Genomic DNA, 26,170 nt, shown 5'->3' on the forward strand with positions numbered 1-26,170 from the left:
AAATGTGCTGAATGAAAGACCGCTATCGCGAGCAGGCTCGCTCCCACAGTTCTTTGTGTTGGCTCAGACGATCAGGCGTCTTCGAGCAGGTTGTGCAGTTCGACGAACTGCTGTGTCAGCTTGTGTCGCGGATCGAGATGGATCAGCGGTGTGCTGGCCTGGTGCGATTCACGCATGCGCACTGAGCTGGCAAGGTAAACCGGCAACACCGGCAATCCTTCGGCAATCAACTCGTCGAGCATCTGCTGCGGCAGGCTGGCCCGGGCCTGGAACTGATTGACCACGATGCCTTCGACTTCCAGACCTTCGTTGTGGTCGTCCTTCAACTCTTCGATCTCCGACATCAGCCCGTACAGCGCCTGACGGGAAAAGCTGTCGCAATCGAAGGGAATCAGCACACGATCAGCGGCAATCAGCGCCGAAACCGCATAAAAATTCAAGGCTGGCGGGGTATCGAGGTAGATGCGGTCGTATTCGCCGTCCAGCTCTTCCAGCAACTTACGCAGCTTGTTGATCTTGTGCTTGGCCTCAAGCTTGGGCTGCAGGTCGGCCAGCTCCGCCGTGGCGGTGATGATGTGCAGGTTGTCGAACGGGGTTTCGTAGATATCGGCCTTGTTCTTCTTGGAGAACGGGCCCGAGGACAGGGTCTGCTTGAAGAAGTCGGCGATGCCCATCGGAATGTCATTACCGGTGAGCCCGGTCAGGTACTGAGTGGAGTTGGCCTGGGCATCGAGATCCACCAACAGCGTGCGATAACCCTCGCTGGCGCTGACCGCCGCCAGATTGCAGGCGATGCTGGATTTGCCCACGCCACCTTTCTGATTGAACACCACGCGCCGCATGACAAAACCTCCGTGTATCAAAGAATGACCGAGTGTAGTGGTGCCCGGCCCCGCTTCGCTACCTTCGCGGACATGGACTACAGGGTCAGGCGCAAATATCTCAATAGTTACGGCGCAAATGCTGCCTTCGACCGCCGATATGCCCGACAGACAATCCCTTCACAATCCGGATAATGGCCAAGTGATATTTTTTGCCATGTACCCTTCGGTCCATTTCAGAGCGCAAAATGTAACCAGCATTTGCTACACACTCGTCGCACCGGGATAATGCGCGCCACCCGGCGCCAAGCGCCACGCCACTTTCGGCAAGGTCAGCTCCTCTGTGGCTTTGGCAGAACCGCGTCAAAAACAGCCCGCAGGGGCGGGATGAATGTCCGTGATCAACTTCAACATCGCCCAATGGCGCGCCTGGGCTCCCGGGCTCGACAGCGTGGACGCCTGGCAAGCCTGGAGCCGACAGCCGGTCGTGCTCCCGAGCAGCGATGCCGCGCCCGATGTGTCGTTCCTTCCCGCCATGCAGCGCCGCCGTCTCAGCCGCCTGGCGCGGATGGCCTTCAGTGTCGGCTGGCCACTGGCCGACGGTCGGGAAAACCTGCCGCTGGTGTTCGTGTCCCGTCACGGCGAAACGCCGCGCACCTTCGACATCCTCAGTGACCTGGCCAACGAACAACCGCTGTCACCGACCCAGTTCAGCCTCTCCGTGCACAACGCGATCATCGGCCTGTGGTCGATCATGCGCGGCGAAACCAGCGAGATGACGGCCCTCGCCGCCGCTGGCGACGGTCTAGAGCACGGCGTGCTGGAAGCCGCCGTCCTGCTGGACGAAGGCGCGCCCGCCGTACTGTTGGTGATCACCGAAGAACAACCGCCCGAAGCCTATTCGGCGTGGATCGACGATGTGCCGTTTCCGTACGCGGTCGGCTTGCTGCTGACCCCCGGTACCGACTGGCGGCTGACCCTGAACAGCGCCCCCGAAGCACTGTCCAAAGCGCAATGGCCCCATGCGCTGAATCTGCTGCAAACCCTGCTCGGCCAGCAAACCCTTTGCCAACATGCCTGGAAAAATCGTGTATGGACCTGGCAACGCAACCCGTGACCGAAAAGCACCGCGACGCCTACTACTGGCGCCTGCTGGCCACCGCCCTCAGCTTCGCCCTGTTCGGGCTGGGTGGGCTGTGCCTGCGTTTGCTGGTGTTTCCGCTGCTGGGCTGCCTGCCGGGCGATGCGAAAGCCCATCGCGAGCGAGCGCGGCAGACCGTCAGTCGGCTGTTCTGGTTTTTCGTCCGGTTCATGGCCCGTACCGGCGTGTTGACCTATGACATCCAGGGCGCCGAACGCCTCGGCCGGCCGGGGCAGATGATCATCGCCAACCACCCGTCGCTGATCGATGTGGTGTTCCTGATCGGTCTGGTGCGCCACGCCAATTGCGTGGTGAAGAAAACACTGTGGGAAAACCCTTTCACCCGTGGCCCGCTGCGCAGCACCGAGTACATCAGCAACGACGGCAGCATGGACATGCTCGATGCCGCCGCCGGCGCATTGCAGGATGGCCAGACCCTGATCATTTTCCCGGAAGGCACGCGCACCCAACCCGGTCAGGCCCCGGCCTTTCATCGGGGGGCCGCGGCCATCGCGCTGCGCGGTGCGAAAATCCTGACGCCAGTCATCATCAAGGTCAGCCCGACCACTTTGACCAAGGCCGAGCCGTGGTATCGCATCCCGAGCCGCCGAGTTCACTTCAGTTTTCGCGTCGGGGCCGATATAGACCCACAGACCTTTGCCGCACAAGGCCCTGCACCGCAGGCCTCGCGCAAGCTCAACGACTTTCTGCACCATTTTTTTATCAAGGAGCTCGCCGAAGATGAGCGATCTGCACCGTGAGATAAAACTGCTGATCATCGACGCCCTGGGCCTCGAAGACATCAGCGTCGACGACATCGGCGACGACCAGACACTGTTCGGCGAAGGCCTGGGCCTGGATTCCGTCGACGCCCTGGAGCTTGGCCTGGCCATTCAGAAAAAGTACGGCATCAAGATCGACGCCGACGCCAAGGACACCCGCAACCACTTCACCAACGTGGCGAGCCTCGCGGCGTTCGTCACGGCAAAACAGGCAGCTTGAGACCGGACCATGCAAACTCGTGACGACATCTTCAACACCCTGCGCGATGCCCTGGTCGAGCTGTTCGAACTGGACCCGGCTCGTGTGAGCCTGGAATCGAACCTGTATCAGGACCTGGAAATCGACAGCATCGACGCCGTCGACCTGATCGACCACATCAAACGCCAGACCGGCAAGAAAATCGCCGCCGAGGAATTCAAGTCGGTGCGTACCGTCGGCGACGTGGTCGAGGCGGTCTACCGTCTGGTTCAACCGGCCGCATGAGCCGACTGATCGGCCTCGGCCTGCTGCTGGCGGGCCTGTTGTATCCCTTTGCGGTGTATTTCGGCATGGAGCACTTTGCGCCGTGGCAGTTCGGCCTGCTGCTGGGCAGCCTGTGGCTGGCCCGCGCGCTGACCGGCGAGCGCAAGCCCGGCAGCCTGTGGATGGCCTGCGTGGCCATCGTGTTCTGCCTGCTGCTGGCACTGTTCGACAGTCCGCTGTTGTTGCGCTGGTATCCGGTGCTGATCAGCGGCTTCATGCTGGTGCTGTTCAGCCTGAGCCTGAAATACGGCCCGCCGATGGTCGAACGTCTGGCGCGAATTCGCGAGCCGCAATTGCCGCCCGAGGCGATCCGCTACACCCGTCAGGTCACCGTGGCCTGGAGCGTGTTTTTTTTCTGTAACGGCTTGTGCGCGGCCCTGCTGACCCTTTGGGCGCCGCTGCACTGGTGGATGTTGTACACCGGCCTGATCTCCTACGGATTGATCGGCCTGATGTTTGCCATTGAATGGCTGATACGACAACGGGTAAGAGGTCGCCCATGAACTGGATAAAACTTGAGCAGCTGTTGCTCAAGGATCTGCCGCAGCGCGCCGTCACCGTCGCGCCGGCACTCGATCACGCACACTTGCGCGAGCAAGCCCTGAGCCTGGCCGCCGGCCTGCAAGCCAGGGGCGTACGACGTCTGGCCGTGCACCTGGAAGATGCCGCAGAACTGGCCATCGCCCTGCTCGGTGCCTGGCGCGCCGGCGTCAGCGTCTTGCTGCCTTCGGATCTGCAAGCGCAGACCCGCCAGCGCTGGTCGAACGAAGTCGACCTGTGGCTGACCGATCACGCAGACGATGCGCACCTGAGGGATTTGCAGGGCACCGCACTGACGGGCGCCGAACTGGGTCTCGACCAGTGTCGCCTGAGCCTGTGCACCTCCGGCTCCAGCGGCGAGCCCAAACGCATCGACAAATCCCTGCGGCAACTGGCCAACGAAGTCGAAGCCCTGGAAAAACTGTGGGGCGCAGATCTCGCTGAGGCCTGCATCATCGGCAGCGTCGCCACCCAACACATTTACGGTCTGTTGTTCCGTGTGCTGTGGCCGCTGTGTGCCGGGCGCGTGTTTCTGCGCAAACAACTGGCCTTTCCCGAGGACATGCAGCGCGCCAGCCGCGAACACCCGGCCTTCGCCTGGGTGGCCAGCCCGGCGTTGCTCAAGCGCATGGGCGACAACCTCGACTGGCCGGCCCTGAGCGCCGTGCGCCGGGTGTTTTCCTCCGGCGGCGCGCTGCCGGCAGATGCCGCGCAGAGCCTGCACCAGCGCTTGCAGCAATGGCCGACGGAAATCCTCGGCAGCTCGGAGACCGGCGGCATCGCCTGGCGTCAGGGCCAACAGCTGTGGCAGCCGTTCGCCGGTGTCGAGCTGAGCCAGGACGGCGACGGCGCCCTGCTGATCGCCTCTCCTTACCTGCCTGCCGGGCATGTCGAACACACCGCCGATGCCGCACGCATCGAAGCCGATGGTCGCTTCGAACTGCTCGGGCGACTGGACCGGATCGTCAAACTGGAAGAAAAACGCATCTCCCTGCCGATGCTGGAACAGGCCCTGGTCGCCCACGACTGGGTCGCCGAAGCGCGACTCGGTGTGGTGCAGGAAAACCGTGCTTCCCTCGGCGCCCTGCTGGTGCTCAGCGAATCCGGCCTGTTTGCCCTGCGCGAGCACGGCCGCCGCAGCCTCACCGAAACCCTGCGCCGTCACCTCGGCGAGCACTGCGAAGCCCTCGCCCTGCCCCGGCGCTGGCGCTTGCTGCGACAACTGCCGCTGAACCCTCAGGGCAAGCTGCCTCAGGCCGATGTCGAAGCCTTGCTGCTGGCGCCGCGTCCGAAGGCACCGGAGGTTCTGGAACAGACCGAAACCGATGGCGAATGGAGCCTGCAACTGAGCGTGCCGCCAGACCTCGCTTACTTCAGCGGTCACTTCCCCAAGGCCCCCGTGTTGCCTGGCGTGGTGCAGGTCGAGTGGGCGCTGAACCTTGGTCGGCAAGTGTTGAACCTGTCCGGCGCGTTCGCCGGCATGGAAGTACTGAAGTTCCAGCAACTGGTGCGCCCCGGCGATGAAATCCAGCTGCACCTGCGCTTCGATCCTGAACGCGGCAAGCTGTATTTCGCCTACCGCAACGACACCGCCACCTGCTCCAGCGGGCGGATTCTGTTGGGGACTGGCAATGCATAACCCTTGCGCGGTCATCCCGGTCTACAACCACGAAACCGCGATCGCCACGGTGGTCGATGCCCTGCTCGCCCAGGGCTTGCCGTGCATTCTGGTGGATGACGCCAGCAGCAAATCCTGCGCAGCCGTGCTGGATGTTCTGGCCGAACGCGAGCGGGTGTATCTGGTGCGACTCACCACCAATCAGGGCAAGGGCGGCGCGGTGATGACCGGCTTGCGTGAAGCGGCGCGACTGGGTTTCAGCCACGCCTTGCAGGTCGACGCCGACGGTCAGCACGACTTGCAGGACGTCGCGCGGTTCGTCGAGGAATCCCGCGCCCATCCGCGTGCGCTGATCTGCGGTTATCCGCTGTACGACGCCAGCGTGCCCAAGGGGCGCCTGTACGCCCGTTACCTGACTCACGTGATGGTGTGGATCAACACCCTGTCGCTGCAGATCCGCGATTCGATGTGCGGTTTCCGGGTGTATCCGCTGGAGCCGACACTGGCAGTGATCGACTCGGCGCGGATCGGCAAGCGCATGGATTTCGACTCGGACATCCTCGTGCGCCTGTCCTGGCGCAACCAGCCGATGCGCTGGCTGCAAACCAGCGTGCACTACCCGCTGGACGGTGTGTCGCACTTTCGGATGTTCCACGACAACGTGCTGATTTCGAGCATGCACACGCGCCTGTTCTTCGGCATGTTGCTGCGCTCGCCCGCGATCCTCTGGCGACGGTGGCGCGCATGACGGTCGAAACCGACAAGAAGCACTGGGCCGACCGCGAAGAGCGCGGCAGTTTCCTGCTGATGAAATTCACCGCGTTCGCCGCCAAGGTCCTTGGCCGACGCCTGCTGAGCCCGTTGCTGTACGGCATCGTCCTGTACTTCTTCCTGTTCGGCCGCACGGCCCGGCGCAGTGCCTGGCAGTATCAGCAGCGCCTCGCCGACTGGAGCGGTCGCCACGAATTGCGCCCGAGCCTGTGGCGCGTGTTCGGGCAGTTCATGGCGTTCGCCGATTCGCTGCTCGACAAGCTTGACGTGTGGAACCGCAAGTTGAGCATCGAGCAGATCGAAATCATCGATCCGGCGTTGCTGCGCAATCAGTTGCGCGGCAGTCGCGGGCAAATGCTGGTGGGCGCGCACCTGGGCAACCTCGAAGTGTGCCGGGCGCTGGCGGAGATCGGCGAAAAGGTCACCATGAACGTGCTGGTGCACACCAAGCACGCCGAACAATTCAACCGCCTGCTGGGCGAGGCCGGGGCGACCAATCTTCGGCTGATCCAGGTCAGCGAGCTGGACCCGGGGGTTATGCTGCAGCTGAACGAACGCCTGGAGCGCGGCGAATGGCTGGCGATTGCCGGTGATCGTGTACCGCTGCATGGCGGCCGCAGCGTGACCGTGGATTTCCTTGGCCATCCGGCACGGTTCCCGCAAGGTCCGTGGCTGCTGGCCGGCCTGCTGAAATGCCCGGTCAATCTGCTGATGTGCCTCAAGCAACCTGACGGCCACTATCGCCTGACCCTCGAGCCGTTCACCGAGGCCGTGACCTGGACCCGCCGCGACCGCGAACAGGTCATTCATCAGTGGGCGACCCGCTACGCCGAACGCCTGAGTCACTATTGCCTCGAAGCCCCCAGGCAATGGTTCAACTTTTACCCTTTCTGGAAGACCGATGACGACGCCAACCCATGAGCCGGTAACCTTCGGCGAACGCCCTTTGCGCATCGAAGACGTGCTGGCCCTGGCCAACCGTCAGGCACCCGTGCAGTTGCAGAGCGACGCCGACTACCGCGAACGCATCGCCAAAGGCGCGCGGTTCCTCGATTCGCTGCTGGACAAGGAAGGCGTGATCTACGGCGTGACCACCGGTTACGGCGACTCCTGCGTGGTCGCGGTGCCGCTGCATCACGTCGAAGCGCTGCCGCAGCATCTCTACACCTTCCACGGTTGCGGGCTGGGCAAACTGCTCGACGCCCAGGCCACCCGCGCAGTGCTGGCGGCGCGTTTGCAGTCGCTGTGCCACGGCGTGTCCGGGGTGCGCATCGAACTGCTGGAACGCCTGCATGCCTTCCTTGAACACGACATTCTGCCGCTGATCCCCGAAGAGGGTTCGGTGGGCGCCAGCGGCGATCTGACGCCGCTGTCCTACGTCGCCGCGACCCTGTCCGGCGAGCGTGAAGTGATGTTCCGTGGCGAGCGCCGCCAGTCCGCCGATGTGCATCGTGAACTGGGCTGGACTCCGCTGGTGCTGCGCCCGAAAGAAGCGCTGGCACTGATGAACGGCACCGCCGTGATGACCGGCCTCGCTTGCCTGGCTTACGCCCGCGCCGATTACCTGCTGCAACTGGCCACCCGCATCACCGCGTTGAACGTGGTGGCGCTGCAAGGTAATCCGGAGCACTTCGACGAGCGCCTGTTCGCCGCCAAACCGCATCCGGGGCAGATGCAGGTCGCCGCGTGGCTGCGCAAGGATCTGGCGATCGACGCGCCGACCGCGCCGCTGCATCGCCTGCAGGATCGCTACTCGCTGCGTTGCGCACCGCATGTGCTCGGCGTATTGGCCGACAGCCTGAACTGGCTGCGTTCGTTCATCGAGACCGAACTCAACAGCGCCAACGACAACCCGATCATCGACGCCGAAGCCGAGCGCGTGCTGCACGGCGGGCACTTCTACGGCGGACACATCGCGTTCGCCATGGACAGCCTGAAAAACCTCGTGGCCAACGTCGCCGATCTGCTCGACCGACAACTCGCGCTGCTGGTGGACGAGCGTTACAACCACGGTTTGCCGAGCAACCTGTCCGGCGCCAGCGCCGACCGGGCGATGCTCAACCACGGCTTCAAGGCTGTGCAGATCGGCGCCAGCGCCTGGACCGCCGAAGCGTTGAAAAACACCATGCCTGCCAGCGTGTTCTCGCGCTCAACCGAGTGCCACAACCAGGACAAGGTGAGCATGGGCACCATCGCCGCCCGCGATGCCATTCGCGTGCTGGAGCTGACCGAACAGGTGGCCGCCGCCACGCTGCTCGCGGCCAATCAGGGTGTGTGGCTGCGTGGCCGTGATGAAGACGCACGCCCACTGCCTCCGTCCCTGGCCGCGATGCACGAAGCGCTGGCCAAAGACTTCCCGCCGGTGATCGAAGACCGCGCCCTGGAAGGCGAACTGCGCCTGTGCCTGAAACGCATTGCCGAACAACACTGGAGGCTGCATGCGTAGCGCCGGAGTGCTTCACGCCGATACGGAAATCCTCGTGCCGTTCTTTGACGTCGACACCATGCACGTCGTCTGGCACGGCCATTACGTGAAATACCTGGAAGTGGCGCGCTGCGCGTTGCTCGACAAAATCGGCCACAACTACAACCAGATGGTCGATTCGGGCTACGCCTGGCCGGTGATCGACCTGCAATTGCGCTACGTGCGCGGCGCGGTGTTCGGTCAGCGGCTGAACGTGCGCGCCAGCCTGGTCGAGTGGGAAAACCGCCTGAAGATTCACTACCTGATCACCGACGCCGAGACCGGCGAGCGCCTGACCCGCGCCAGTTCGGTGCAGGTCGCCGTCGAGGTGAGCAGCCGCGAGATGCAACTGGCGTCGCCGAAAGTCTTCACCGATGCCGTGGAAAGGATGCTGCGATGAATGTGTTTGTGAAATCCCTTGGGGCCCTGGCGCTGTTGACGCTGTCGTCGCTGGCCAACGCCTTCGACCTGCAACAGCTGAGCGATCAACTGGCGAAACCGGACGTGATCCACGGCCAGTTCATCCAGGAAAAGCACCTGCGCGCCCTGCCCCAGCCGCTGATCAGCAAGGGCAGCTTCGTGCTGGCGAAAAAACACGGCCTGCTCTGGTTGCTGAAAACCCCTCTGCAGCAGGACTACCGCATCAACGCCAAGGGCATCGCCCGTCGTGACGTCAGCGGTTGGCAACTGTTGCCCGGCAAGAGCGCCGGCGCCGAACAGAACCGTCTGTTCCTCGCCGTGCTGCAAGGCGACAGCAGCGGCCTGCAACGGGATTTCGAACTGACCCTGAGCGGCGACGCGCAGCAATGGCATCTGACACTGACCCCGCGCTCGGTGCTGCTCAAGCAGGTGTTCAACCAGATCAACATCACCGGCGGCACGTTGGTGAATACCATCGAACTGCTGGAAACCCAGGGCGACAGCACCGTTCTGCGCATGCAGGACAGCACCGCCGGCCAACCGTTGAGCGACGCGGAGCAACATGACTTTGCCGAGTGAGCGCAGGCTGCCCTGGCTGTTCCTGATCCTGCTGCTGGCCGTCGTCGCACTGGGCGCCTGGCAGTGGCGCGACGGCGCACCGCTGTCGGCGAACCTGATGGAACTGGTGCCCGGCACCCATCCGGACGCGGTCGAGCAACGCGCCGAACAACGCATGCAGGAACCGCTCAACCGGGAAATGCTGGTGCTGGTCGGTCAAGCGGATCGCCAGCAAGCCGTCGCCATGGCCCAGACTCTGGGCGAGCAATGGCAGGCCAGCGGGCTGTTCGAAAAGGTCCAGTGGAACCTGCAGGCCGACCTGCCCGCCCTGCGCACGCAATTGCTGCAGGGGCGACTGGCGATGCTCTCGGCGGATGATCGGCAACTGCTGATCGAACACCCGGACGCCTTCATCCAGCAACGGGTGCAGGCGCTGTTCGATCCGTTCACCGGTTTCAGTCTGGTGCCGAGCCAGGACGACTGGCTGGGCCTGACCGGACGCATTCAGAACAGCCAGCCACAGCACGGCGCGGTGCAACTGGACATCGGCAGCGGCGCGCTGATCGCCGATGCCGACGGCAAGAGCTGGGTGCTGCTGCGCGCGCGCACCACCGGCAACGCCTTCGACATGAATTTGCCGCTGCAAGTCGCGGCGCTGCTGCAACACAGCCGCGAGCAAGCGGCGAAATCCGATGTGCAACTGCTGGCCGCCAGCGGACTGCTCTACGCGGCCAACGGTCAGCAGCAAGCGACCCGGGAAATCTCCTGGGTCGGCGGCGGCGCGACCCTCGGCATTCTGTTGCTGCTGTTGCTCGCTTTCCGTCGCTGGCGGGTTTTGCTGGCCTTCATTCCGGTGCTGGTGGGCATGTTGTTCGGGGCGGTGGCCTGCGTGGCGCTGTTCGGGCACCTGCATGTGATGACGCTGGTGCTCGGCTCTAGCCTGATCGGTGTCGCGGTGGATTACCCGCTGCACTACCTGTCCAAGAGCTGGAGCCTCAAACCCTGGCGCAGCTGGCCGGCGCTGCGCCTGACTGTGTCGGGCCTGACCCTGAGCCTGATCACCAGCGCCATCGGTTATCTGGCGCTGGCCTGGACGCCTTTCCCGGCCCTGACCCAGATTGCCGTATTCTCCGCCGCCGGCCTGCTCGGCGCTTACCTGTCGGCGGTATGCCTGTTGCCGGCACTATTGAGCAGCGTCGAATTGCGTCCGGCGCAATGGCCGCTACGTCTGGCCGAACGCATGGTCAGCCTTCGGGAAACCCTGCTGGAACACGTGCGCACACCGATTCTGTTTGCCCTGCTGATTGCCTTCTGCGCCGGCGGTCTGGTGCAACTGCAAAGCAAGAACGACATCCGCCAGTGGGTCGGCGCGCCGCAGCATCTGACCGATGAGGCGCAAGCCATCGCCCGCATCACCGGTTATCAACCGACCAGCCAGTTCTTCCTGGTGCGCGCGGAAAACCAGGAGCAACTGCTGGAACGTCAGGCCGCGTTGAGTGAGCGCCTGGAGCAACTGGTCAACCTCGACAAGTTGCAGGGTTTTCTGGCGCTCAACCAACTGGTCAGCCCGCCGAGCCAGCAACAGCAGGTTCGCGAAGCGCTGAACAAATTGCCGCAGTTCTGGCAGCCGCTGCTTGAAGTCGGCGTTCCGCCGGCAGCCCTGCAAGCCGAACTGGCGCAGTTGCAGTCCCTGCCCGCCGAAGACATCGACACCGCGCTCGGCGGCCCGCTCGGCGAGCCTTACCGCACCTTGTGGCTCGGCCCGGTCGAAGGCGGCGTGGCGGCGATGGTCAGCCTGCAAGGCCTGAACAACCCCGCACTGCTGCGGGTGCAGGCGCTGGACTTACCTGGCGTGGAGTTGGTGGATCGCCTCGGTGACCTGAACCGGGTGTTTGCCGAAACCCAGATCAGCGCTGCCGAACTCAAACTCGCCTCCTGCGTGCTGATCGTGCTGGTGTTGATCCTGCCGTTCGGTCTCGGTGGCGCGTTGCGCATCGTTTCCCTGCCGCTGCTCGCGGCGCTGTGCAGTCTGGCCAGCCTCGGCTGGCTAGGTCAGCCGCTGACCCTGTTCAGCCTGTTCGGCCTGCTGCTGGTAACGGCGATCAGCGTCGATTACGCAATCCTGATGCGCGAGCAGGTTGGCGGCGCGGCCGTGAGCCTGCTCGGCACCTTGCTCGCGGCGCTGACGACCTGGCTGTCGTTCGGCCTGCTGGCGGTGTCGAGTACGCCGGCGGTGAGCAATTTCGGGTTGTCGGTGAGCCTCGGGCTGGCCTTCAGCTTCATGCTGGCGCCGTGGGCCGGGCGTCATGCCCATGCCGCGACAGTCGCGGAGCCGGCAGCATGATGGTCGCGGTCTTCTGGGGCATGGCCCTGGCGCTGTTCGCCGTGGCCACCCGCGTCGGCCGGCATTTCGGGTTGATTCCGATTGTCAGCCAGTTGCTGCTGGCCAGCTTCATCCTGCCGCTGTTGATGTATTTCTGGATCGAGCCGGGCTGGCAGCTCAGTGGCGCGGACCTGATTGCGCCGGACTGGCTGAAAAACCTCTACAGCCTGAGCTTCGCGCTGCTGCTCGGGCACATCCTCAGCGATGTGATCGACCTGCGTCTGGATCGCCAGAGCGTGAAAATCGCCCTGCCGAGTTTCGCCGTGCCTTTCGCCTGCGGACTCGCAACGGCGTACTGGCTGCTGCCGGCGCAACCGTGGATCAACTCGCTGGCCATCGGTCTGGTGTTCGCCATCACCGCAATCCCGGTGCTGTACCTGTATCTGCGCCACATCGACTATCCGCCCGCTGCCACCCGGCGTCTGGTGCAGACCGCGATCCTGATCGACCTGACCTGCTGGACCCTGTTCGGCGTCGCCCAGGGCAGCCTGCACCTGAGCAGTCTGTTGCTGCCACTGGGGCTGGCCTGCGTGCCGTTGCTGCTGCGGGTGTTCGGCATCCGCCGGCCGCTGACTTACAGCCTCGGCTTTTTTGCGCTGTTGGTGTTGGCCGAACACTACAAGCTCAATGCACTGATTTTCGGCATCGGCTATTTGCTGTGCATGGCCGTGCTGAAAGTGCCGCTGGTGCTGCCGCTGCCGGCGCGCTGGATTAACCGTTTGCAGACGTGGATCGCGATTCCGCTGATCCTCACCTTCGGCATCGTGCAGATCGATGTGCACAGCGCCCTCGCCAGCCTCGGCGCTGTGCAATGGGCAGCGCTGCTGCTGTTGCCGGTCGCCAGCAAAATCGTGGGCAACTGGCTCGGCCTCGGCTGGGCCGGCGCATCGTTCGAAGGTGCCAGTCGCTGGCGCGAAAGCGTGCTGCTGAACATTCGCGGCTTGAGTGAAATCGTTTTTCTCAACCTGCTGTTGCAACAACAGCTCATCAGCCCGGCGCTGTACTTTGCGCTGATGCTGATGGGGCTGATCGCGACGCTGTTGCCGGCCTTCATCGGCCTGCACCGTGCGTCTCTGAACCCTATTGCCGTCCCCAGGAGCTCGCGTGCCAATCGTTGAAATGGAATCCCGTCAGGTCGTGATCATCGGCGCCGGCCCGTCCGGCGCCATTGCCGCCGCGTTGCTCAAGCGCAAGGGCCACGACGTGCTGGTTATCGAGCGCCAGCATTTCCCGCGATTTTCCATCGGCGAAAGCCTGCTCAGTCATTGCCTGGATTTCGTCGAAGAAGCGGGAATGCTCGACGCCGTGAACGCCGCCGGATTCCAGCGCAAGACCGGCGCGGCATTCGCCTGGGGCGAGCGTTACAGCGCGTTCGATTTCGGCGATACGTTCACCGGCGGCAAACCGACCACCTTCCAGGTACAACGCGCCGACTTCGACAAACTGCTGGCCGATCAAGCCGCGCGGCAAGGTGTGGAAATCCGTTATGGCGATGCCATCGTCAGCGTCGATTTCGACCGCCCGCGCCCGCAACTCGATGTGCGTCGCGAAGACGGCAGCGAGTACCGTGTCGAGGCCGGTTTCGTTCTCGATGCCAGCGGCTACGGCCGCGTACTGTCACGCCTGCTGGATCTGGAAGCACCGTCGAATTTCCCGGTGCGCCAGGCCGTGTTCACCCACGTCGAAGATCACATCGACCACCCGGCCTTCGACCGCGAAAAGATCCTCGTCACCACCCATCCGCAGCATCGCGATATCTGGTTCTGGACAATCCCGTTCAGCAATGGTCGCTGCTCGGTGGGCGTTGTCGCTGCCGCTGAACATTTCAATGGTCGCGACGCCGATCTCGATGCCTGCCTGCGCGGTTTCATCGCTGAAACCCCGAGCCTGGCCAAGGTGCTGAACAACGCCGTGTGGGACACCCCGGCGCGCACCCTCGGCGGCTATGCGGCCAACGTCAAAACCCTGCACGGCCCGGGCTTTGCTTTGCTGGGCAACGCCGCCGAGTTTCTCGATCCGGTGTTCTCTTCCGGCGTGACCATCGCCATGCGCTCGGCGAGCATGGCCGCCGGCGTATTGCACCGGCAGTTGCAGGGCGAAACGGTGAACTGGCAAAGCGAGTTCGCCGAGCCGTTGAAACGCGGCGTCGACACCTTCCGCGCCTACGTCGAGGGCTGGTACGCCGGCACCTTCCAGGACGTGATTTTCCATGAGCAGGCCTCCCCGGACATCCGTCGCATGATCTGCTCGATCCTCGCCGGCTACGCCTGGGACGAACGCAACCCGTTCGTCAGTGAAGCCCGCCGCCGGCTGAAGACGATTTCCGAACTCTGTGCAAAGGACGACACATGAATTACTTGAGCGACAGCTACGTCGAGGAAACCCGTTTCGGCTTCTGGTTCCTGCGCAGCCATACCTGGCAGCACCATGTGTTGCGCGTGGCGATCAACGATTTGCGCGGCTTGTTCAGCGAATCGCTGCCGGCCAATCCGGTGCTGCTGGATGCCGGCTGCGGCCAGGGCAAATCCTTCGGCCATCTGCGCCAGACCTTCGCGCCACAGCGTTTGATCGGCGTCGATGCCGACCCGCACAGCCTGGAATTGAGTGCCGCCGAAGCCGCGCGCCAGGGCTTCGCCGTCGAGCTGATCGGCAGCGACTGCGCGACGCTCAATGTGCCGGATGCGAGCGTCGACCTGCTGTTCTGTCACCAGACCTTTCATCATCTGGTGGAACAGGAAAAGGCCCTGGCCGAGTTCTACCGGGTGCTCAAACCGGGCGGTTATCTGCTGTTCGCCGAGTCCACCGAGGCTTACATTGATACGTGGGTCATCCGCTGGCTGTTCCGTCACCCGATGCACGTGCAGAAGAGTGCGGCGCAGTATCTGGAAATGATCCGCCAGCAGGGCTTCGAGTTCGGCGAACGGAATGTTTCCTACCCGTACCTGTGGTGGAGCCGCTCAAAGGATTTTGGTCTGCTGGAACGTTTTGGCCTGCGCAAGCCGAAGCCGTTTGGCCAGCGTGAAGAAACCCTGGTCAACGTCGTGGCGCGCAAACCGCTGGAAGGGATTTGCTGATGTCGCACTTTACTTGTGGGAGCGAGCCTGCTCGCGATTGCGGTGGATCAGCTTGCATCAGTGCTGGATGTTCCGACGCCATCGCGAGCAGGCTCGCTCCCACATTGTCCGCGGTGATACGACTTATTCTGCTGGCTTGCATCAGCCTGCTCGGCGCCTGCGCCAGCCAGGCGCCGCTGCCTGTGGATAACCCGACGCTGCCCTTGCCGCTGCAACTGCACATCGAGCGCCAGCAAGCCGGACAGCGTCAGGACTGGTTGCTGGTGATCCAGCGCGAAGGGCCCGGCATCCGCTGGTCGATGATGGATCCGTTGGGCATTCCCCAGGCCCGTCAGCAACTGATCGACGGACGCTGGCAGGCTGACGGCCTGCTGCCGCCGAATCCGGAAGCCCGAGAATTGTTCGCGGCGCTGCTGTTCGCCCTGACGCCTGCCGGCGAGCTGTCGCGCAATTACCCCACCGCGCAGCAACACGACGGGCAACGTTCCTTGCCGGCACGCTGGGACATCCGATATTCACAACCGTCGAGCTTCGAATTGAATCTGCCCCAAGGCCCGCACTATCGCGTGTCTCCCTTAGGTGAATCGACGCCATGACCGCCTACCTCAATGCCCTCGGCGTGATCTGCGCCCTGGGCCGTGACAAGCAAGAAGTCGCCCGCCACCTGTTCGCCGGCGATTGCTCGGGCATGCGCCACGAGGCTGGCTGGGTGCCGGAACGCGAGTTGCCGGTGGCCGCCGTACGCGGTGATCTGGCGCCCGTTCCGCCACAGATGGCGGCACACAAGAGCCGCAACAATCAGTTGTTGCTGGAAGCCGCGTTGCAGATTCGCGACGACATCGACGCTGCGATTCAGACCTATGGCGCGGACCGCATCGGCGTGGTGCTCGGCACCAGCACCTCGGGTATCGACGAGGCCAGCCAGGGGCTGGCGCATTACATTCGCAACCAACAGTTCCCGGACGATTACGACTATCGGCAGCAGGAACTCGGCGCACCGGCGACCTTCCTCGCCGACTGGCTGCAACTGAGTGGCCCGACCTACGTGATTTCCACCGCGTGCACCTCCAGCGCCCGGGCCCTGATGAGCGCCAAACGCCTGCTCGATCTGGGGCTGTGCGATGCGGTGCTGTGCGGCGGTGTCGATAGCCTGTGCAAACTGACGCTCAATGGTTTTTCGTCGCTGGAAGCTGTTTCCGGGGAGCGCTGCAACCCGTTCTCGGCCAACCGCAACGGCATCAATATCGGCGAGGCAGCGGTGCTGTTCGTCATGAGCAAACGGCGCGGCGACGGCCGGGCCATTGCCCTGTTGGGCGCCGGCGCCAGTTCCGATGCTCACCACATTTCCGCACCTGAACCGTCCGGCCGGGGCGCGCTACAAGCGATGCAACAGGCGCTGGATCGCGCCCGACTGCAAGCCGAGCAAATCAGTTACCTGAACCTGCATGGCACCGCCACCCAACACAACGACGCCATGGAAAGCCTGGCCGTTGCCACCCTGTTTCCGCAGGGTGTGGCGTGCTCCTCGACCAAACCCATGACCGGCCACACCCTTGGCGCTGCCGGCGCGCTGGAAGCCGCGTTCTGCTGGCTGAGCCTGAGTGCCGACAACCCCGACCACGCCCTGCCGCCGCATGTCTGGGACGGCCAGGCCGATCCGGACCTCCCAGCGCTGAAGTGGGTGACCGCGAGCGAGCGCCTGGCGTCCATTGCACCCCGCTACCTGATGAGCAATTCGTTTGCCTTCGGTGGCAATAACGTCAGCCTGATTATCGGAGACGCCCCATGACTGACTGGCCGCTCGCCGAATTGCTGCCCCACGCTGGCGACATGATTCTGATCGACCGGATCCTCAGCTTCGACGACGAGCAGATCCACACCACCCTGACGGTAAAACCCGATGGCCTGTTCAGTCTGCCCGACGGCAGTCTGCCGGCCTGGGTCGGCGTCGAGTTGATGGCGCAGAGCGTTGCCGCGTTCGCTGGCTGCCATGCCCGGCAGAAAGGCAACCCGGTGGAACTGGGTTTCCTGCTCGGCACGCGCAAGTTCGAGTGCAATGTCGATGCGTTTCCGGTCGGCTGCGAACTGACCATCCATGGCATCCGCTCGCTGGAAGATGACAACGGCATGGGCGTGTTCGAATGCCACATCAATGCGCCCGGCATCGAAGCCAGCGCCCGGCTGAACGTGTTCCGCCCGCCGCACGCGGCGCAATATCTTGAACAAACAAAGGAGTCGAACGATGACTGAATTCGTACTGGTCACCGGCTCCAGCCGTGGCATCGGCCGCGCCATCGCACTGCGCCTGGCCCAGGCCGGCCACGATATCGTCCTGCATTGCCGCAGCGGCGTGGCCGAAGCGCAAGCGGTGAAAGCCGAAATCGAAGCGCTGGGTCGCAACGCGCGTATCCTGCAATTCGACGTGGCTGACCGCGAATCCTGCAAAGCCATCCTCGAAGCCGATGTCGAAAGCCACGGCGCCTATTACGGCGTGGTGCTGAACGCCGGCCTGACCCGCGACGGCGCGTTTCCGGCCTTGAGCGATGACGATTGGGACGTGGTATTGCGCACCAACCTCGACGGTTTCTACAACGTCCTGCATCCGGTGATGATGCCGATGATCCGTCGCCGCGCCGCTGGTCGCATCGTCTGCATTACCTCGGTTTCGGGGCTGATCGGCAACCGGGGCCAGGTCAACTACAGCGCTTCGAAGGCTGGCGTGATCGGTGCCGCAAAGGCGTTGGCGATCGAACTGGCCAAGCGCAAAATTACAGTCAACTGTGTCGCGCCGGGCCTGATCGACACGGCCATGCTCGACGAAAACGTGCCGGTGGAAGAGCTGATGAAAATGATCCCGGCACAACGCATGGGCACCCCTGAAGAGGTGGCCGGTGCGGTGAATTTCCTGATGTCGGCGGAAGCGTCGTACATCACCCGCCAGGTCCTGGCGGTCAACGGAGGCTTGTGCTGATGAAGCGCGTTGTCGTCACCGGCATGGCCGGCATCACCTCGCTGGGCAGCGACTGGGACACCATCGCCGGCAACTTTGCGGCCAACCGCAGCGGCATCCGCCGGATGGATGAGTGGGATCGCTTCAGCGAGCTGAACACCCGACTGGCCGGGCCGATCGATGATTTTCTGGTGCCGGCGCACTGGACCCGCAAGCAACTGCGCAGCATGGGCCGGGTCTCGCGGCTCGCGGTCGGCGCGGCGGAAAAAGCGCTGACGGATGCCGGCCTGTTGGGCGACGAGTCGATCAAGGACGGGCGCATGGGTGTCGCCTGCGGTTCGTCCACCGGCAGCACCGACGAGATCAAGGCGTTCGGCAACATGCTGCTGAATTCGGTGGCCGAAGGCCTGAACGCCAACTCCTATGTGCGGATGATGCCGCACACCACGGCGGCGAACATCAGCATCTTCTTCGGCCTCACCGGTCGCCTGATCCCGACCTCCAGCGCCTGCACCAGCGGCAGCCAGGGCATCGGTTACGCCTACGAGGCGATCAAGTTCGGCCGCCTGCCACTGATGCTCGCCGGTGGTGCCGAAGAACTGTGCCCGACCGAGGCCATGGTGTTCGACGCGCTGTACGCCACCAGCCTGAAAAACGATGCGCCGCAAACCTCGCCGCGCCCTTATGACAAGGGCCGCGACGGACTGGTGATCGGTGAAGGCGGCGGCATGCTGGTGCTCGAAGAGCTGGAACACGCCCTCGCTCGCGGTGCGCGAATCCACGCTGAAATCGTCGGTTTCGGCAGCAACGCCGACGGCCAGCACACCACCCGTCCGGAACAGGTCACCATGCGCCGGGCCATGGAATTGGCACTGGAAGACGCTGGCCTCACGCCTGACGCCATCGGTTACGTAAACGGTCACGGCACGGCCACCGAGCAGGGCGATATCGCCGAGACCCTGGCCACCAGCAGCCTGTTCGGCGAACACATGCCGATCAGCTCGCAGAAGAGTTTCCTCGGCCACACGCTGGGTGCCTGCGGTGCGCTGGAGTCATGGTTCAGCATCGAAATGCTCAATCGCGACCTGTACGTGCACACGCTCAACCTCGACGAAGTCGATCCGCACTGCGGCCAGCTCGACTACCTGCGCGGCGAATTCCGCCAGATGCACCACGACTACGTGATGAACAACAACTTCGCGTTTGGCGGGGTCAACACCTCGCTGATTTTCCGCCGCTGGACGCAACCGAATTAATCCAGGTCAAGGAGACCTCCATGCGCTTCAACCAACTCGCTGCCGCCCTGCTCATCTGTGCCTTGCCGGCCGTCAGCCAGGCCCGTGACACGGCGGTGTACCTGCCATTCGACAAAGCGGTCGCAGAGGCAACCCGCACCGGCAAGATCGACGGCAGCGTGAAGTTCTATCTGGCGGGCAACGCCCCGGCCGGCAAAGTCAGCGTCGTCAGCCCTGGCGCGGTGACCAACAAGAAGACCAACGCCTTCAACAAGTCCGACCAGGAAGCCTGCGAGTGGGTCGTGCAATCGGCGATCATCAGCCTGCACCAGGCGGCGAAAAACGCCGGCGCCAATGCCGTGACCAACATTGTCAGCTTCTACAAGAGCAACGAACGCAAGGATGCGAAAAACTACGAATGCCACGCGGGCGCAATCATGGCTGGCGTTGCGTTGAAGGGTGACCTGGCGACGGTTCAGTAACCGCCGGAAACGACAAAGGGCGCCTTTCGGCGCCCTTTCACAAACAGGTTGGCTTGTCATCGCCTGTCACCTGCCAGGCTCTGCGATGGCTGGTTGCCCAGGATCCTCAGAGTCTCACAAGCCCCTTTCGGGAACGCCGGCAGTATTGCCTGAAAAGGTACTCCCCACAACGCTGGCATTTCGCTGCACCTTTGCATGCACCATCTACACTCGCTCAAACAGGCCGACACACAAAGCCTGCCGGAACGGCGAGCCCGGTCGGTCGAGTACTCGCGGTTCTCTTTCATCGTCAAGGAGATGACCATGCAAGCGAAAGCCCTGATCGCCGCCACCCTCTTCAGCCTGCTCCCCAGCGCCAGCCACGCCACCAACCTGATGTACATGCCGTTCGAAACCGTGCTGTCGGATGCGATTCGGGCCGGGCGGCTGGATGGCAGTGTGAAGTTCTACCTGATCGGCAACGGACCTCAGGGGACGCATCGGATGTTGCAGCGCGGCGTGGTCAGCGATCTGAAGACCAACGGCTTCAACAAGAGCGATCACGACTCGTGCGAGTGGGTATTGCAATCGAACCTGATTGCGCTGCAGGCCCAGGCCAAACGTGTCGGGGCGAATGCAGTGACCAATATCGTCAGCTACTACGACCAGCATGTGCGCAAGGATCTGAACACTTACGAATGTCGGGCCGGGGTGTTTGTGACGCGGGTGGCGTTGAAGGGGGATCTGGTGCGGCTGCCCTGATGGACAACGCCTCCACGGCCGGCGTGAAGGCGTGCTAAATGCTTACTGAGCCTGGATCAGTTTGCTTTCATTGACGCCGGCGCGACCGGTCGCTTCATCGACCACTTGCAGGGCATTGCGCGCCTTGATGAAACCGACCTTCACTTCCTGCCAGACGAAATAGTTCTTGCCCGCTTCGGCCGAAAGTTTCAGTTCCGAATCGTTTTCTGCCGAGGACACCAGTGTCTGCTGACCTGCCGGTACCGAAAGCATCAGATACGACTTGGCGACGGTTGCACCCACTGGCTTGCCATTGAGCGCGACAGGCATCTTCACGCCGGCACCCATGCTCTCGTTGCGGTACACATAGATGTGAGCCTTGTCCGGGCTGACCTGGAAGGTTTTGGCCTGGGCATCTTGAGTATCGTCGGCCATTTTTACCGAAGCGCAACCTGTGCTGAGCGCGGCAACTGCCAACAAAGCGGCGAAGCTGAACTGCTTGAACATCCCGTTTCTCCATAATTTGATAATCCAGCCTGAGCGTATCGGCCGCTCCGGAAAAATCACCAATGCCTTAAACGTTCATCTTGCGCGTCAACAGCTCGACGAAGGCCTTGGCCATCGGCGATTTCTGGTCCTTGCGCTGCACCAGCCATACCGCCGTTACGGCTTCGGGATCGAGCAGCGGGCGATAGACCACGCCGTCGATGCGCATCCGCTGATACGAGGCCGGCATGACCGACCCCCCCAGCCCCGCCGCGACCAGACCGATGATGGTCATGGCTTCCCCCGCCTCCTGGGCGAAGTGCGGACTGAAACCGGCGTCTCGGGCCAGGCTGATCAGTTGCGAGTACAGACCACTGCCGTAGCTGCGCGGGAAGAACACGAACGGTTCGAGTGCCAGCGCCGAGAGGAACAGCCCCTCTTCAGAGCCCTGCGCCAGCGGATGTTTGGAGCTGAGCACCGCCACCAAGGGCTCGCGCATCAGCTCGACCACGCTCAACGAATCCGGCAGACCCAGCGGGCGCATGATGCCGACCTCGATCGATTCGTCCACCAGTGCGTCGGCCACCATGGTGCTGCTCATCTCCCGCAGGTTCAGATGCACGGCCGGGAAGCGTTGGCGGAAGGAAAATATCGCCTGGGGAATGGTCGAGTTGAACGGCGCCGAAGAGGTGAAGCCGATCTTCAGCTCCCCCAGTTCTCCAAGCTGCGCGCGGCGGGCCACATCCGCCGCTTTATCGACTTGGGCCAGCACCAGACGCGCCTCTTCCAGAAACAATCGCCCGGCTTCACTCAGCTCGACCCGACGATTGGTACGCTCGAACAGCCGTGCGCCGACTTCCTGTTCCAGCGCCTGAATCTGCTGGCTCAGCGGTGGCTGGGAGATGCCCAGCACCTGTGCGGCGCGGCCGAAGTGCAGTTCTTCGGCGACGGCAATGAAGTAGCGCAAGTGACGCAATTCCATGGATACCCCATTAGGTCGTTAAAGCTATCAAACAGGTCGAACAATATATTGGATAGAAACATTAGCCAGCTATATGATTTTTTCATTGCCTGCTTGCCCGCGCCCTCCGAGGTCTGATGTGAAAACCGCCGTCGCTCCAATGGCCCATGAAGTCCCGCCCGCTGCGGCGGACGATGTAATGACCGAACTGCAAGAGATCTACATCGAGAAAGGCACGCCCGCTTTCATGCGCACGGTACTGGCGCTGTTCAGCGGCGGCTTCGCGACCTTCGCCCTGCTGTACTGCGTGCAGCCGATGATGCCGCTGCTGTCCCACGAATACTCGATCAACGCGGCGCAGAGCAGCCTGATCCTGTCGGTGGCCACCGGCATGCTGGCCTTCGGTCTGCTGATCACCGGCCCGATTTCCGATCGGGTCGGGCGTAAACCGGTGATGGTCGCCGCACTGTTTGCTGCAGCCCTGTGCACCATCGCCAGTTCGATGATGCCGAGCTGGCACGGCGTGCTGATCATGCGAGCGCTGATCGGGCTGTCGTTGAGCGGTCTGGCGGCGGTCGCAATGACTTACCTGAGCGAGGAAATCCATCCGCAGCACATCGGCCTGGCGATGGGCCTGTACATCGGCGGCAACGCGATTGGCGGGATGAGCGGGCGTCTGATCACTGGTGTATTGATCGACTTCGTCAGCTGGCACACGGCGATGCTGGTGATCGGCGGTCTGGCGCTGATCGCGGCAGCGGTTTTCTGGAAGATCCTGCCGGAGTCGCGCAACTTCCGCTCCCGTTCACTGCATCCGCGCAGTCTGCTCGACGGCTTCACCATGCACTTTCGCGATGCTGGCCTGCCGCTGCTGTTTCTTGAGGCGTTCGTACTGATGGGCGCGTTCGTCACGTTGTTCAACTACATCGGCTACCGCCTGCTGGCCGAGCCGTATCACCTGGACCAGGTGTTTGTGGGGCTGCTTTCGGTGGTGTATCTGTCGGGTATCTACAGCTCGGCGAAAATCGGCTCGCTGGCCGACAAACTGGGCCGCCGCAAAGTGCTGTGGGCCACCATCGCCCTGATGTTCGCCGGTCTCGCCCTGACGATGTTCACACCGCTGCCGCTGGTAATCATCGGCATGCTGATCTTCACCTTCGGCTTCTTCGGCGCCCACTCGGTGGCCAGCAGCTGGATCGGCCGCCGGGCGCTCAAGGCCAAGGGCCAGGCCTCGTCGTTGTACCTGTTCAGCTATTACGCCGGGTCGAGCATCGCCGGGACGGCGGGCGGGGTGTTCTGGCACATGGCGGGATGGAACGGGATTGGCCTGTTTATCGGCGCGTTGTTGCTGGTGGCGCTGTTGGTGGCGTTGAAGCTGGCGAAGTTGCCGCCGCTGGGTGGCGTCAAAGCCTGATTCCCGCCCACAAAAAAACGCCCGGCATAAGCCGGGCGTTTTTTTATTGAAACATGATCACTCGTGATACTGCGCCGACAACTCGTGCACCGCACGCAGGAACGCACCTGCGTGTTCCGGATCGACTTCCGGCGTGATGCCGTGGCCGAGGTTGAACACGTGACCACTGCCTTTGCCGTAGCTGGCGAGGATGCGGCCCACTTCAGTGCGGATCGCTTCCGGCTTGGCGTAGAGCACGGTCGGGTCCATGTTGCCTTGCAGCGCAACCTTGTCGCCAACGCGGGCGCGGGCGTTGCCGATGTCGCAGGTCCAGTCCAGGCCCAGTGCGTCGGCACCCGCCTCGGCGATGCTTTCCAGCCACAGGCCGCCGTTCTTGGTGAAGAGGATCACCGGCACTTTGCGACCGTCGTGCTCGCGGATCAGGCCGCTGACGATTTTCTTCATGTAGGCCAGGGAGAATTCCTGATACGCCGCCGCCGACAGGTTGCCGCCCCAGGTATCGAAGATCTGCACCGCTTGCGCACCGGCCTGGATCTGGCCGTTCAGGTACGAAGTCACCGACTGCGCCAGTTTGTCCAGCAACAGGTGCATGGCTTGCGGGTTGTCGTAGAGCATCGCCTTGGTCTTGCGGAAGTCTTTCGACGAGCCGCCTTCAACCATGTAGGTGGCGAGGGTCCACGGGCTGCCGGAGAAACCGATCAGCGGCACACGGCCGTTCAGTTCGCGGCGGATGGTGCTGACCGCGTCCATCACGTAGCCGAGGTCTTTGTGTGGATCCGGGATCGGCAGGGCTTCGATGTCGGCCAGGGTGCTGACGACTTTCTTGAAGCGCGGACCTTCACCGGTCTCGAAGTACAGGCCCTGGCCCATGGCATCGGGAATGGTGAGGATGTCGGAGAACAGGATCGCCGCGTCCAGTTGTGGATAGCGGTCGAGGGGTTGCAGCGTGACTTCGCAGGCGAATTCCGGATTCATGCACAGGCTCATGAAATCACCGGCCTGGGCGCGGCTGGCGCGGTATTCCGGCAGGTAGCGGCCGGCCTGGCGCATCATCCACACAGGGGTGACGTCTACGGGTTGCTTGAGCAGGGCGCGGAGGAAACGGTCGTTCTTCAGGGCAGTCATGTCGGCATCCGGAAAAAAAGTGCGGGCATTTTCTCAGAGCGCGACGCAAAAGGCACGGATGCAGGTCAGCCTTTTGTCTATCGGGTCAATTTGTCGCGCTGGAAATGCGCTATCAGCAACACCGAGAAACAACTGTGGGAGCGAGCCTGCTCGCGATCGCAGAGTGTCAGCCAATACATCTGGTGACTGATTCACCGCTATCGCGAGCAGGCTCGCTCCCACAGGGTTACAGCGTTTGGTTCAGGATCCGGGTTTAGACGCCCAGGTAATCCAGGATCCCTTCAGCCGCATTGCGGCCTTCGAAGATCGCCGTCACCACCAGGTCGGAACCGCGCACCATGTCGCCACCGGCGAAGATTTTCGGGTTGCTGGTCTGGTGCTTGTACTGACCTTGCTCAGGCGCAACGACGCGGCCCTGGCTGTCGGTCTGGATCTCGAACTGCTCGAACCACGGCGCCGGGCTCGGGCGGAAACCGAATGCGATGACCACGGCGTCGGCCGGGATGATCTCTTCGGAGCCCGGGATCGGCTCGGGGCTGCGACGGCCACGGGCGTCCGGCTCGCCGAGGCGGGTCTCGACCACCTTCACGCCTTCGACCTTGTCTTCACCAACGATGGCGATCGGCTGGCGGTTGTAGAGGAACTTCACGCCTTCTTCCTTGGCGTTCTTCACCTCTTTGCGCGAGCCGGGCATGTTCGCTTCGTCACGACGATAAGCGCAGGTCACCGACTTGGCGCCCTGGCGGATCGAGGTACGGTTGCAGTCCATCGCCGTGTCGCCGCCGCCCAGCACCACGACCTTCTTGCCTTTCATGTCGACGAAATCTTCGGGCGACTTTTCAAAGCCCAGGTTGCGATTGACGTTGGCGATCAGGAAGTCCAGCGCGTCATAAACGCCCGGCAGATCCTCACCGGCAAAACCACCCTTCATGTAGGTGTAGGTGCCCATGCCCATGAACACGGCATCGTATTCGGCGAGCAGTTGCTCCATGGTCACGTCCTTGCCGACCTCGGTGTTGAGGCGGAACTCGATGCCCATGCCGGTAAAGACTTCGCGGCGATTGCTCAGCACGGTCTTCTCGAGCTTGAACTCGGGGATGCCGAAGGTCAGCAGACCGCCGATTTCCGGGTTCTTGTCGAACACCACCGGAGTCACGCCGCCACGCACCAGCACGTCGGCACAACCGAGACCCGCCGGGCCTGCGCCGATGATCGCGACACGCTTGCCGGTCGGTTTGACCTTGGACATGTCCGGGCGCCAGCCCATGGCGAACGCGGTGTCGGTGATGTACTTCTCGACCGAACCGATGGTCACCGCGCCGAAGCCGTCGTTGAGGGTGCAGGCACCCTCGCACAGACGATCCTGCGGGCACACCCGGCCGCAGACTTCCGGCAGGGTGTTGGTCTGGTGCGACAGCTCGGCGGCCTGAAGGATGTTGCCCTCGGCCACCAGTTTCAGCCAGTTCGGAATGAAGTTGTGCACCGGGCACTTCCATTCGCAATACGGGTTGCCGCAACCCAGGCAGCGGTGGGCCTGGTCAACCGACTGCTGGGGTTTGAACGGTTCGTAGATTTCCACGAACTCTTTCTTGCGTTGACGCAACAGTTTCTTCTTCGGATCTTTGCGCCCGACGTCGATGAACTGGAAGTCGTTATTCAGACGTTCAGCCATTGTTAAAACCTCATCAAACTCTTCAGGCGC

At 63.0% G+C, this 26,170-nt stretch carries 28 protein-coding genes; 23 read left to right on the plus strand and 5 right to left on the minus strand.

Annotation, left to right across the window (positions count from 1 at the left end; genetic code table 11):
* Positions 1-71: 71 nt before the first annotated feature.
* Entirely contained in the window at positions 72-842 is a 771-nt protein-coding gene (locus DXT77_RS24430) for a ParA family protein (RefSeq protein WP_085711085.1), read from the minus strand.
* 370 nt (positions 843-1,212) lie between these two features.
* Between DXT77_RS24430 and DXT77_RS24435 the strand changes: the two genes are divergently transcribed.
* From DXT77_RS24435 to DXT77_RS24540, 22 genes are all read left to right on the plus strand, one after another.
* Positions 1,213-1,938, plus strand: coding sequence for a beta-ketoacyl synthase chain length factor (locus tag DXT77_RS24435; protein ID WP_119429508.1), 726 nt, complete (start codon positions 1,213-1,215; stop codon positions 1,936-1,938).
* On the plus strand, positions 1,914-2,723 hold the full coding sequence (locus DXT77_RS24440; RefSeq protein WP_119429509.1) for a 1-acyl-sn-glycerol-3-phosphate acyltransferase: 810 nt from the start codon (positions 1,914-1,916) through the stop codon (positions 2,721-2,723). The genes DXT77_RS24435 and DXT77_RS24440 overlap by 25 nt, the downstream gene beginning before the upstream one ends.
* Positions 2,704-2,964 (plus strand): phosphopantetheine-binding protein, encoded by a 261-nt coding sequence (locus tag DXT77_RS24445; RefSeq protein WP_085711082.1) that lies wholly within the window; start codon positions 2,704-2,706, stop codon positions 2,962-2,964. The genes DXT77_RS24440 and DXT77_RS24445 overlap by 20 nt, the downstream gene beginning before the upstream one ends.
* Before the next feature lie 9 nt (positions 2,965-2,973).
* The gene (locus DXT77_RS24450) at positions 2,974-3,228 is read left to right on the plus strand and encodes an acyl carrier protein (protein ID WP_007909503.1); all 255 of its coding nucleotides are present in this window, start codon (positions 2,974-2,976) and stop codon (positions 3,226-3,228) included.
* Positions 3,225-3,770 (plus strand): hypothetical protein, encoded by a 546-nt coding sequence (locus DXT77_RS24455; RefSeq protein ID WP_085711081.1) that lies wholly within the window; start codon positions 3,225-3,227, stop codon positions 3,768-3,770. The genes DXT77_RS24450 and DXT77_RS24455 overlap by 4 nt, the downstream gene beginning before the upstream one ends.
* Positions 3,767-5,446 (plus strand): acyl-CoA synthetase family protein, encoded by a 1,680-nt coding sequence (locus DXT77_RS24460; protein ID WP_119429510.1) that lies wholly within the window; start codon positions 3,767-3,769, stop codon positions 5,444-5,446. Before DXT77_RS24455 ends, DXT77_RS24460 begins: the two co-directional genes overlap by 4 nt.
* Positions 5,439-6,173 (plus strand): glycosyltransferase family 2 protein, encoded by a 735-nt coding sequence (locus tag DXT77_RS24465; protein ID WP_119429511.1) that lies wholly within the window; start codon positions 5,439-5,441, stop codon positions 6,171-6,173. Before DXT77_RS24460 ends, DXT77_RS24465 begins: the two co-directional genes overlap by 8 nt.
* Positions 6,170-7,117 (plus strand): glycosyl transferase, encoded by a 948-nt coding sequence (locus DXT77_RS24470; protein WP_114881147.1) that lies wholly within the window; start codon positions 6,170-6,172, stop codon positions 7,115-7,117. Before DXT77_RS24465 ends, DXT77_RS24470 begins: the two co-directional genes overlap by 4 nt.
* Entirely contained in the window at positions 7,098-8,642 is a 1,545-nt protein-coding gene (gene hutH, locus DXT77_RS24475; protein WP_119429512.1) for a histidine ammonia-lyase, read from the plus strand. The genes DXT77_RS24470 and hutH overlap by 20 nt, the downstream gene beginning before the upstream one ends.
* Entirely contained in the window at positions 8,635-9,060 is a 426-nt protein-coding gene (locus DXT77_RS24480; RefSeq protein WP_085685400.1) for a thioesterase family protein, read from the plus strand. Before hutH ends, DXT77_RS24480 begins: the two co-directional genes overlap by 8 nt.
* Positions 9,057-9,659, plus strand: coding sequence for an outer membrane lipoprotein carrier protein LolA (locus DXT77_RS24485; protein WP_119429513.1), 603 nt, complete (start codon positions 9,057-9,059; stop codon positions 9,657-9,659). The genes DXT77_RS24480 and DXT77_RS24485 overlap by 4 nt, the downstream gene beginning before the upstream one ends.
* Positions 9,643-11,982, plus strand: a complete 2,340-nt coding sequence (locus DXT77_RS24490; protein WP_119429514.1) for an MMPL family transporter — start codon at positions 9,643-9,645, stop codon at positions 11,980-11,982. The genes DXT77_RS24485 and DXT77_RS24490 overlap by 17 nt, the downstream gene beginning before the upstream one ends.
* On the plus strand, positions 11,979-13,139 hold the full coding sequence (locus DXT77_RS24495) for a sodium:proton antiporter (protein WP_119429515.1): 1,161 nt from the start codon (positions 11,979-11,981) through the stop codon (positions 13,137-13,139). The genes DXT77_RS24490 and DXT77_RS24495 overlap by 4 nt, the downstream gene beginning before the upstream one ends.
* The gene (locus DXT77_RS24500) at positions 13,126-14,373 is read left to right on the plus strand and encodes an NAD(P)/FAD-dependent oxidoreductase (protein ID WP_119429516.1); all 1,248 of its coding nucleotides are present in this window, start codon (positions 13,126-13,128) and stop codon (positions 14,371-14,373) included. The genes DXT77_RS24495 and DXT77_RS24500 overlap by 14 nt, the downstream gene beginning before the upstream one ends.
* Positions 14,370-15,095, plus strand: a complete 726-nt coding sequence (locus DXT77_RS24505) for a class I SAM-dependent methyltransferase (protein WP_119429517.1) — start codon at positions 14,370-14,372, stop codon at positions 15,093-15,095. The genes DXT77_RS24500 and DXT77_RS24505 overlap by 4 nt, the downstream gene beginning before the upstream one ends.
* Positions 15,096-15,208: 113 nt before the next feature.
* Positions 15,209-15,691 (plus strand): hypothetical protein, encoded by a 483-nt coding sequence (locus DXT77_RS24510; RefSeq protein ID WP_119429563.1) that lies wholly within the window; start codon positions 15,209-15,211, stop codon positions 15,689-15,691.
* On the plus strand, positions 15,688-16,884 hold the full coding sequence (locus tag DXT77_RS24515) for a beta-ketoacyl-[acyl-carrier-protein] synthase family protein (RefSeq protein ID WP_119429518.1): 1,197 nt from the start codon (positions 15,688-15,690) through the stop codon (positions 16,882-16,884). The genes DXT77_RS24510 and DXT77_RS24515 overlap by 4 nt, the downstream gene beginning before the upstream one ends.
* Positions 16,881-17,345: a hotdog family protein gene (locus tag DXT77_RS24520; RefSeq protein WP_119429519.1), complete on the plus strand. Its 465-nt coding sequence runs from the start codon at positions 16,881-16,883 to the stop codon at positions 17,343-17,345. The genes DXT77_RS24515 and DXT77_RS24520 overlap by 4 nt, the downstream gene beginning before the upstream one ends.
* Complete coding sequence (fabG, locus tag DXT77_RS24525) at positions 17,338-18,066, plus strand: 3-oxoacyl-ACP reductase FabG (protein ID WP_119429520.1); 729 nt, start codon at positions 17,338-17,340, stop codon at positions 18,064-18,066. The genes DXT77_RS24520 and fabG overlap by 8 nt, the downstream gene beginning before the upstream one ends.
* Entirely contained in the window at positions 18,066-19,301 is a 1,236-nt protein-coding gene (locus DXT77_RS24530) for a beta-ketoacyl-ACP synthase (RefSeq protein ID WP_119429521.1), read from the plus strand. The genes fabG and DXT77_RS24530 overlap by 1 nt, the downstream gene beginning before the upstream one ends.
* A 20-nt stretch (positions 19,302-19,321) precedes the next feature.
* On the plus strand, positions 19,322-19,762 hold the full coding sequence (locus DXT77_RS24535) for an excinuclease (RefSeq protein WP_119429522.1): 441 nt from the start codon (positions 19,322-19,324) through the stop codon (positions 19,760-19,762).
* 303 nt (positions 19,763-20,065) lie between these two features.
* Positions 20,066-20,503: an excinuclease gene (locus DXT77_RS24540; protein ID WP_119429523.1), complete on the plus strand. Its 438-nt coding sequence runs from the start codon at positions 20,066-20,068 to the stop codon at positions 20,501-20,503.
* 42 nt (positions 20,504-20,545) lie between these two features.
* Here the strand turns inward: DXT77_RS24540 and DXT77_RS24545 are convergent, their stop codons facing one another.
* Positions 20,546-20,989 (minus strand): DUF2846 domain-containing protein, encoded by a 444-nt coding sequence (locus DXT77_RS24545; protein WP_119429524.1) that lies wholly within the window; start codon positions 20,987-20,989, stop codon positions 20,546-20,548.
* A 67-nt stretch (positions 20,990-21,056) separates the two neighbouring features.
* On the minus strand, positions 21,057-21,950 hold the full coding sequence (locus DXT77_RS24550) for a LysR family transcriptional regulator (protein WP_119429525.1): 894 nt from the start codon (positions 21,948-21,950) through the stop codon (positions 21,057-21,059).
* Positions 21,951-22,023: 73 nt separating this feature from the next.
* Between DXT77_RS24550 and DXT77_RS24555 the strand changes: the two genes are divergently transcribed.
* A complete protein-coding gene (locus DXT77_RS24555) occupies positions 22,024-23,343 on the plus strand; it encodes an MFS transporter (protein WP_372238687.1) in 1,320 nt (439 codons plus the stop codon).
* Positions 23,344-23,400: 57 nt separating this feature from the next.
* Here DXT77_RS24555 and hemE read toward each other — a convergent pair whose 3' ends face one another.
* On the minus strand, positions 23,401-24,468 hold the full coding sequence (gene hemE, locus DXT77_RS24560; protein WP_007968321.1) for a uroporphyrinogen decarboxylase: 1,068 nt from the start codon (positions 24,466-24,468) through the stop codon (positions 23,401-23,403).
* A gap of 253 nt (positions 24,469-24,721) precedes the next feature.
* Complete coding sequence (locus DXT77_RS24570) at positions 24,722-26,140, minus strand: FAD-dependent oxidoreductase (RefSeq protein WP_119429528.1); 1,419 nt, start codon at positions 26,138-26,140, stop codon at positions 24,722-24,724.
* Positions 26,141-26,170: the final 30 nt, after the last annotated feature.

Origin of the sequence: Pseudomonas sp. 91RF, from assembly GCF_003576265.1 — a bacterium.
Classification (GTDB): domain Bacteria; phylum Pseudomonadota; class Gammaproteobacteria; order Pseudomonadales; family Pseudomonadaceae; genus Aquipseudomonas; species Aquipseudomonas kribbensis.

Excerpts from the sequence above, each read along its gene's own strand:
- DXT77_RS24430 (WP_085711085.1), bottom strand. The coding sequence starts at position 842 with ATGCGGCGCGTGGTGTTCAATCAGAAAGGTGGCGTGGGCAAATCCAGC.
- DXT77_RS24435 (WP_119429508.1), top strand. The coding sequence starts at position 1,213 with ATGTCCGTGATCAACTTCAACATCGCCCAATGGCGCGCCTGGGCTCCC.
- DXT77_RS24440 (WP_119429509.1), top strand. The coding sequence starts at position 1,914 with ATGGACCTGGCAACGCAACCCGTGACCGAAAAGCACCGCGACGCCTAC.
- DXT77_RS24445 (WP_085711082.1), top strand. The coding sequence starts at position 2,704 with ATGAGCGATCTGCACCGTGAGATAAAACTGCTGATCATCGACGCCCTG.
- DXT77_RS24450 (WP_007909503.1), top strand. The coding sequence starts at position 2,974 with ATGCAAACTCGTGACGACATCTTCAACACCCTGCGCGATGCCCTGGTC.
- DXT77_RS24455 (WP_085711081.1), top strand. The coding sequence starts at position 3,225 with ATGAGCCGACTGATCGGCCTCGGCCTGCTGCTGGCGGGCCTGTTGTAT.
- DXT77_RS24460 (WP_119429510.1), top strand. The coding sequence starts at position 3,767 with ATGAACTGGATAAAACTTGAGCAGCTGTTGCTCAAGGATCTGCCGCAG.
- DXT77_RS24465 (WP_119429511.1), top strand. The coding sequence starts at position 5,439 with ATGCATAACCCTTGCGCGGTCATCCCGGTCTACAACCACGAAACCGCG.
- DXT77_RS24470 (WP_114881147.1), top strand. The coding sequence starts at position 6,170 with ATGACGGTCGAAACCGACAAGAAGCACTGGGCCGACCGCGAAGAGCGC.
- hutH (WP_119429512.1), top strand. The coding sequence starts at position 7,098 with ATGACGACGCCAACCCATGAGCCGGTAACCTTCGGCGAACGCCCTTTG.
- DXT77_RS24480 (WP_085685400.1), top strand. The coding sequence starts at position 8,635 with ATGCGTAGCGCCGGAGTGCTTCACGCCGATACGGAAATCCTCGTGCCG.
- DXT77_RS24485 (WP_119429513.1), top strand. The coding sequence starts at position 9,057 with ATGAATGTGTTTGTGAAATCCCTTGGGGCCCTGGCGCTGTTGACGCTG.
- DXT77_RS24490 (WP_119429514.1), top strand. The coding sequence starts at position 9,643 with ATGACTTTGCCGAGTGAGCGCAGGCTGCCCTGGCTGTTCCTGATCCTG.
- DXT77_RS24495 (WP_119429515.1), top strand. The coding sequence starts at position 11,979 with ATGATGGTCGCGGTCTTCTGGGGCATGGCCCTGGCGCTGTTCGCCGTG.
- DXT77_RS24505 (WP_119429517.1), top strand. The coding sequence starts at position 14,370 with ATGAATTACTTGAGCGACAGCTACGTCGAGGAAACCCGTTTCGGCTTC.
- DXT77_RS24515 (WP_119429518.1), top strand. The coding sequence starts at position 15,688 with ATGACCGCCTACCTCAATGCCCTCGGCGTGATCTGCGCCCTGGGCCGT.
- DXT77_RS24520 (WP_119429519.1), top strand. The coding sequence starts at position 16,881 with ATGACTGACTGGCCGCTCGCCGAATTGCTGCCCCACGCTGGCGACATG.
- fabG (WP_119429520.1), top strand. The coding sequence starts at position 17,338 with ATGACTGAATTCGTACTGGTCACCGGCTCCAGCCGTGGCATCGGCCGC.
- DXT77_RS24530 (WP_119429521.1), top strand. The coding sequence starts at position 18,066 with ATGAAGCGCGTTGTCGTCACCGGCATGGCCGGCATCACCTCGCTGGGC.
- DXT77_RS24535 (WP_119429522.1), top strand. The coding sequence starts at position 19,322 with ATGCGCTTCAACCAACTCGCTGCCGCCCTGCTCATCTGTGCCTTGCCG.
- DXT77_RS24540 (WP_119429523.1), top strand. The coding sequence starts at position 20,066 with ATGCAAGCGAAAGCCCTGATCGCCGCCACCCTCTTCAGCCTGCTCCCC.
- DXT77_RS24545 (WP_119429524.1), bottom strand. The coding sequence starts at position 20,989 with ATGTTCAAGCAGTTCAGCTTCGCCGCTTTGTTGGCAGTTGCCGCGCTC.
- DXT77_RS24550 (WP_119429525.1), bottom strand. The coding sequence starts at position 21,950 with ATGGAATTGCGTCACTTGCGCTACTTCATTGCCGTCGCCGAAGAACTG.
- DXT77_RS24555 (WP_372238687.1), top strand. The coding sequence starts at position 22,024 with ATGATTTTTTCATTGCCTGCTTGCCCGCGCCCTCCGAGGTCTGATGTG.
- hemE (WP_007968321.1), bottom strand. The coding sequence starts at position 24,468 with ATGACTGCCCTGAAGAACGACCGTTTCCTCCGCGCCCTGCTCAAGCAA.
- DXT77_RS24570 (WP_119429528.1), bottom strand. The coding sequence starts at position 26,140 with ATGGCTGAACGTCTGAATAACGACTTCCAGTTCATCGACGTCGGGCGC.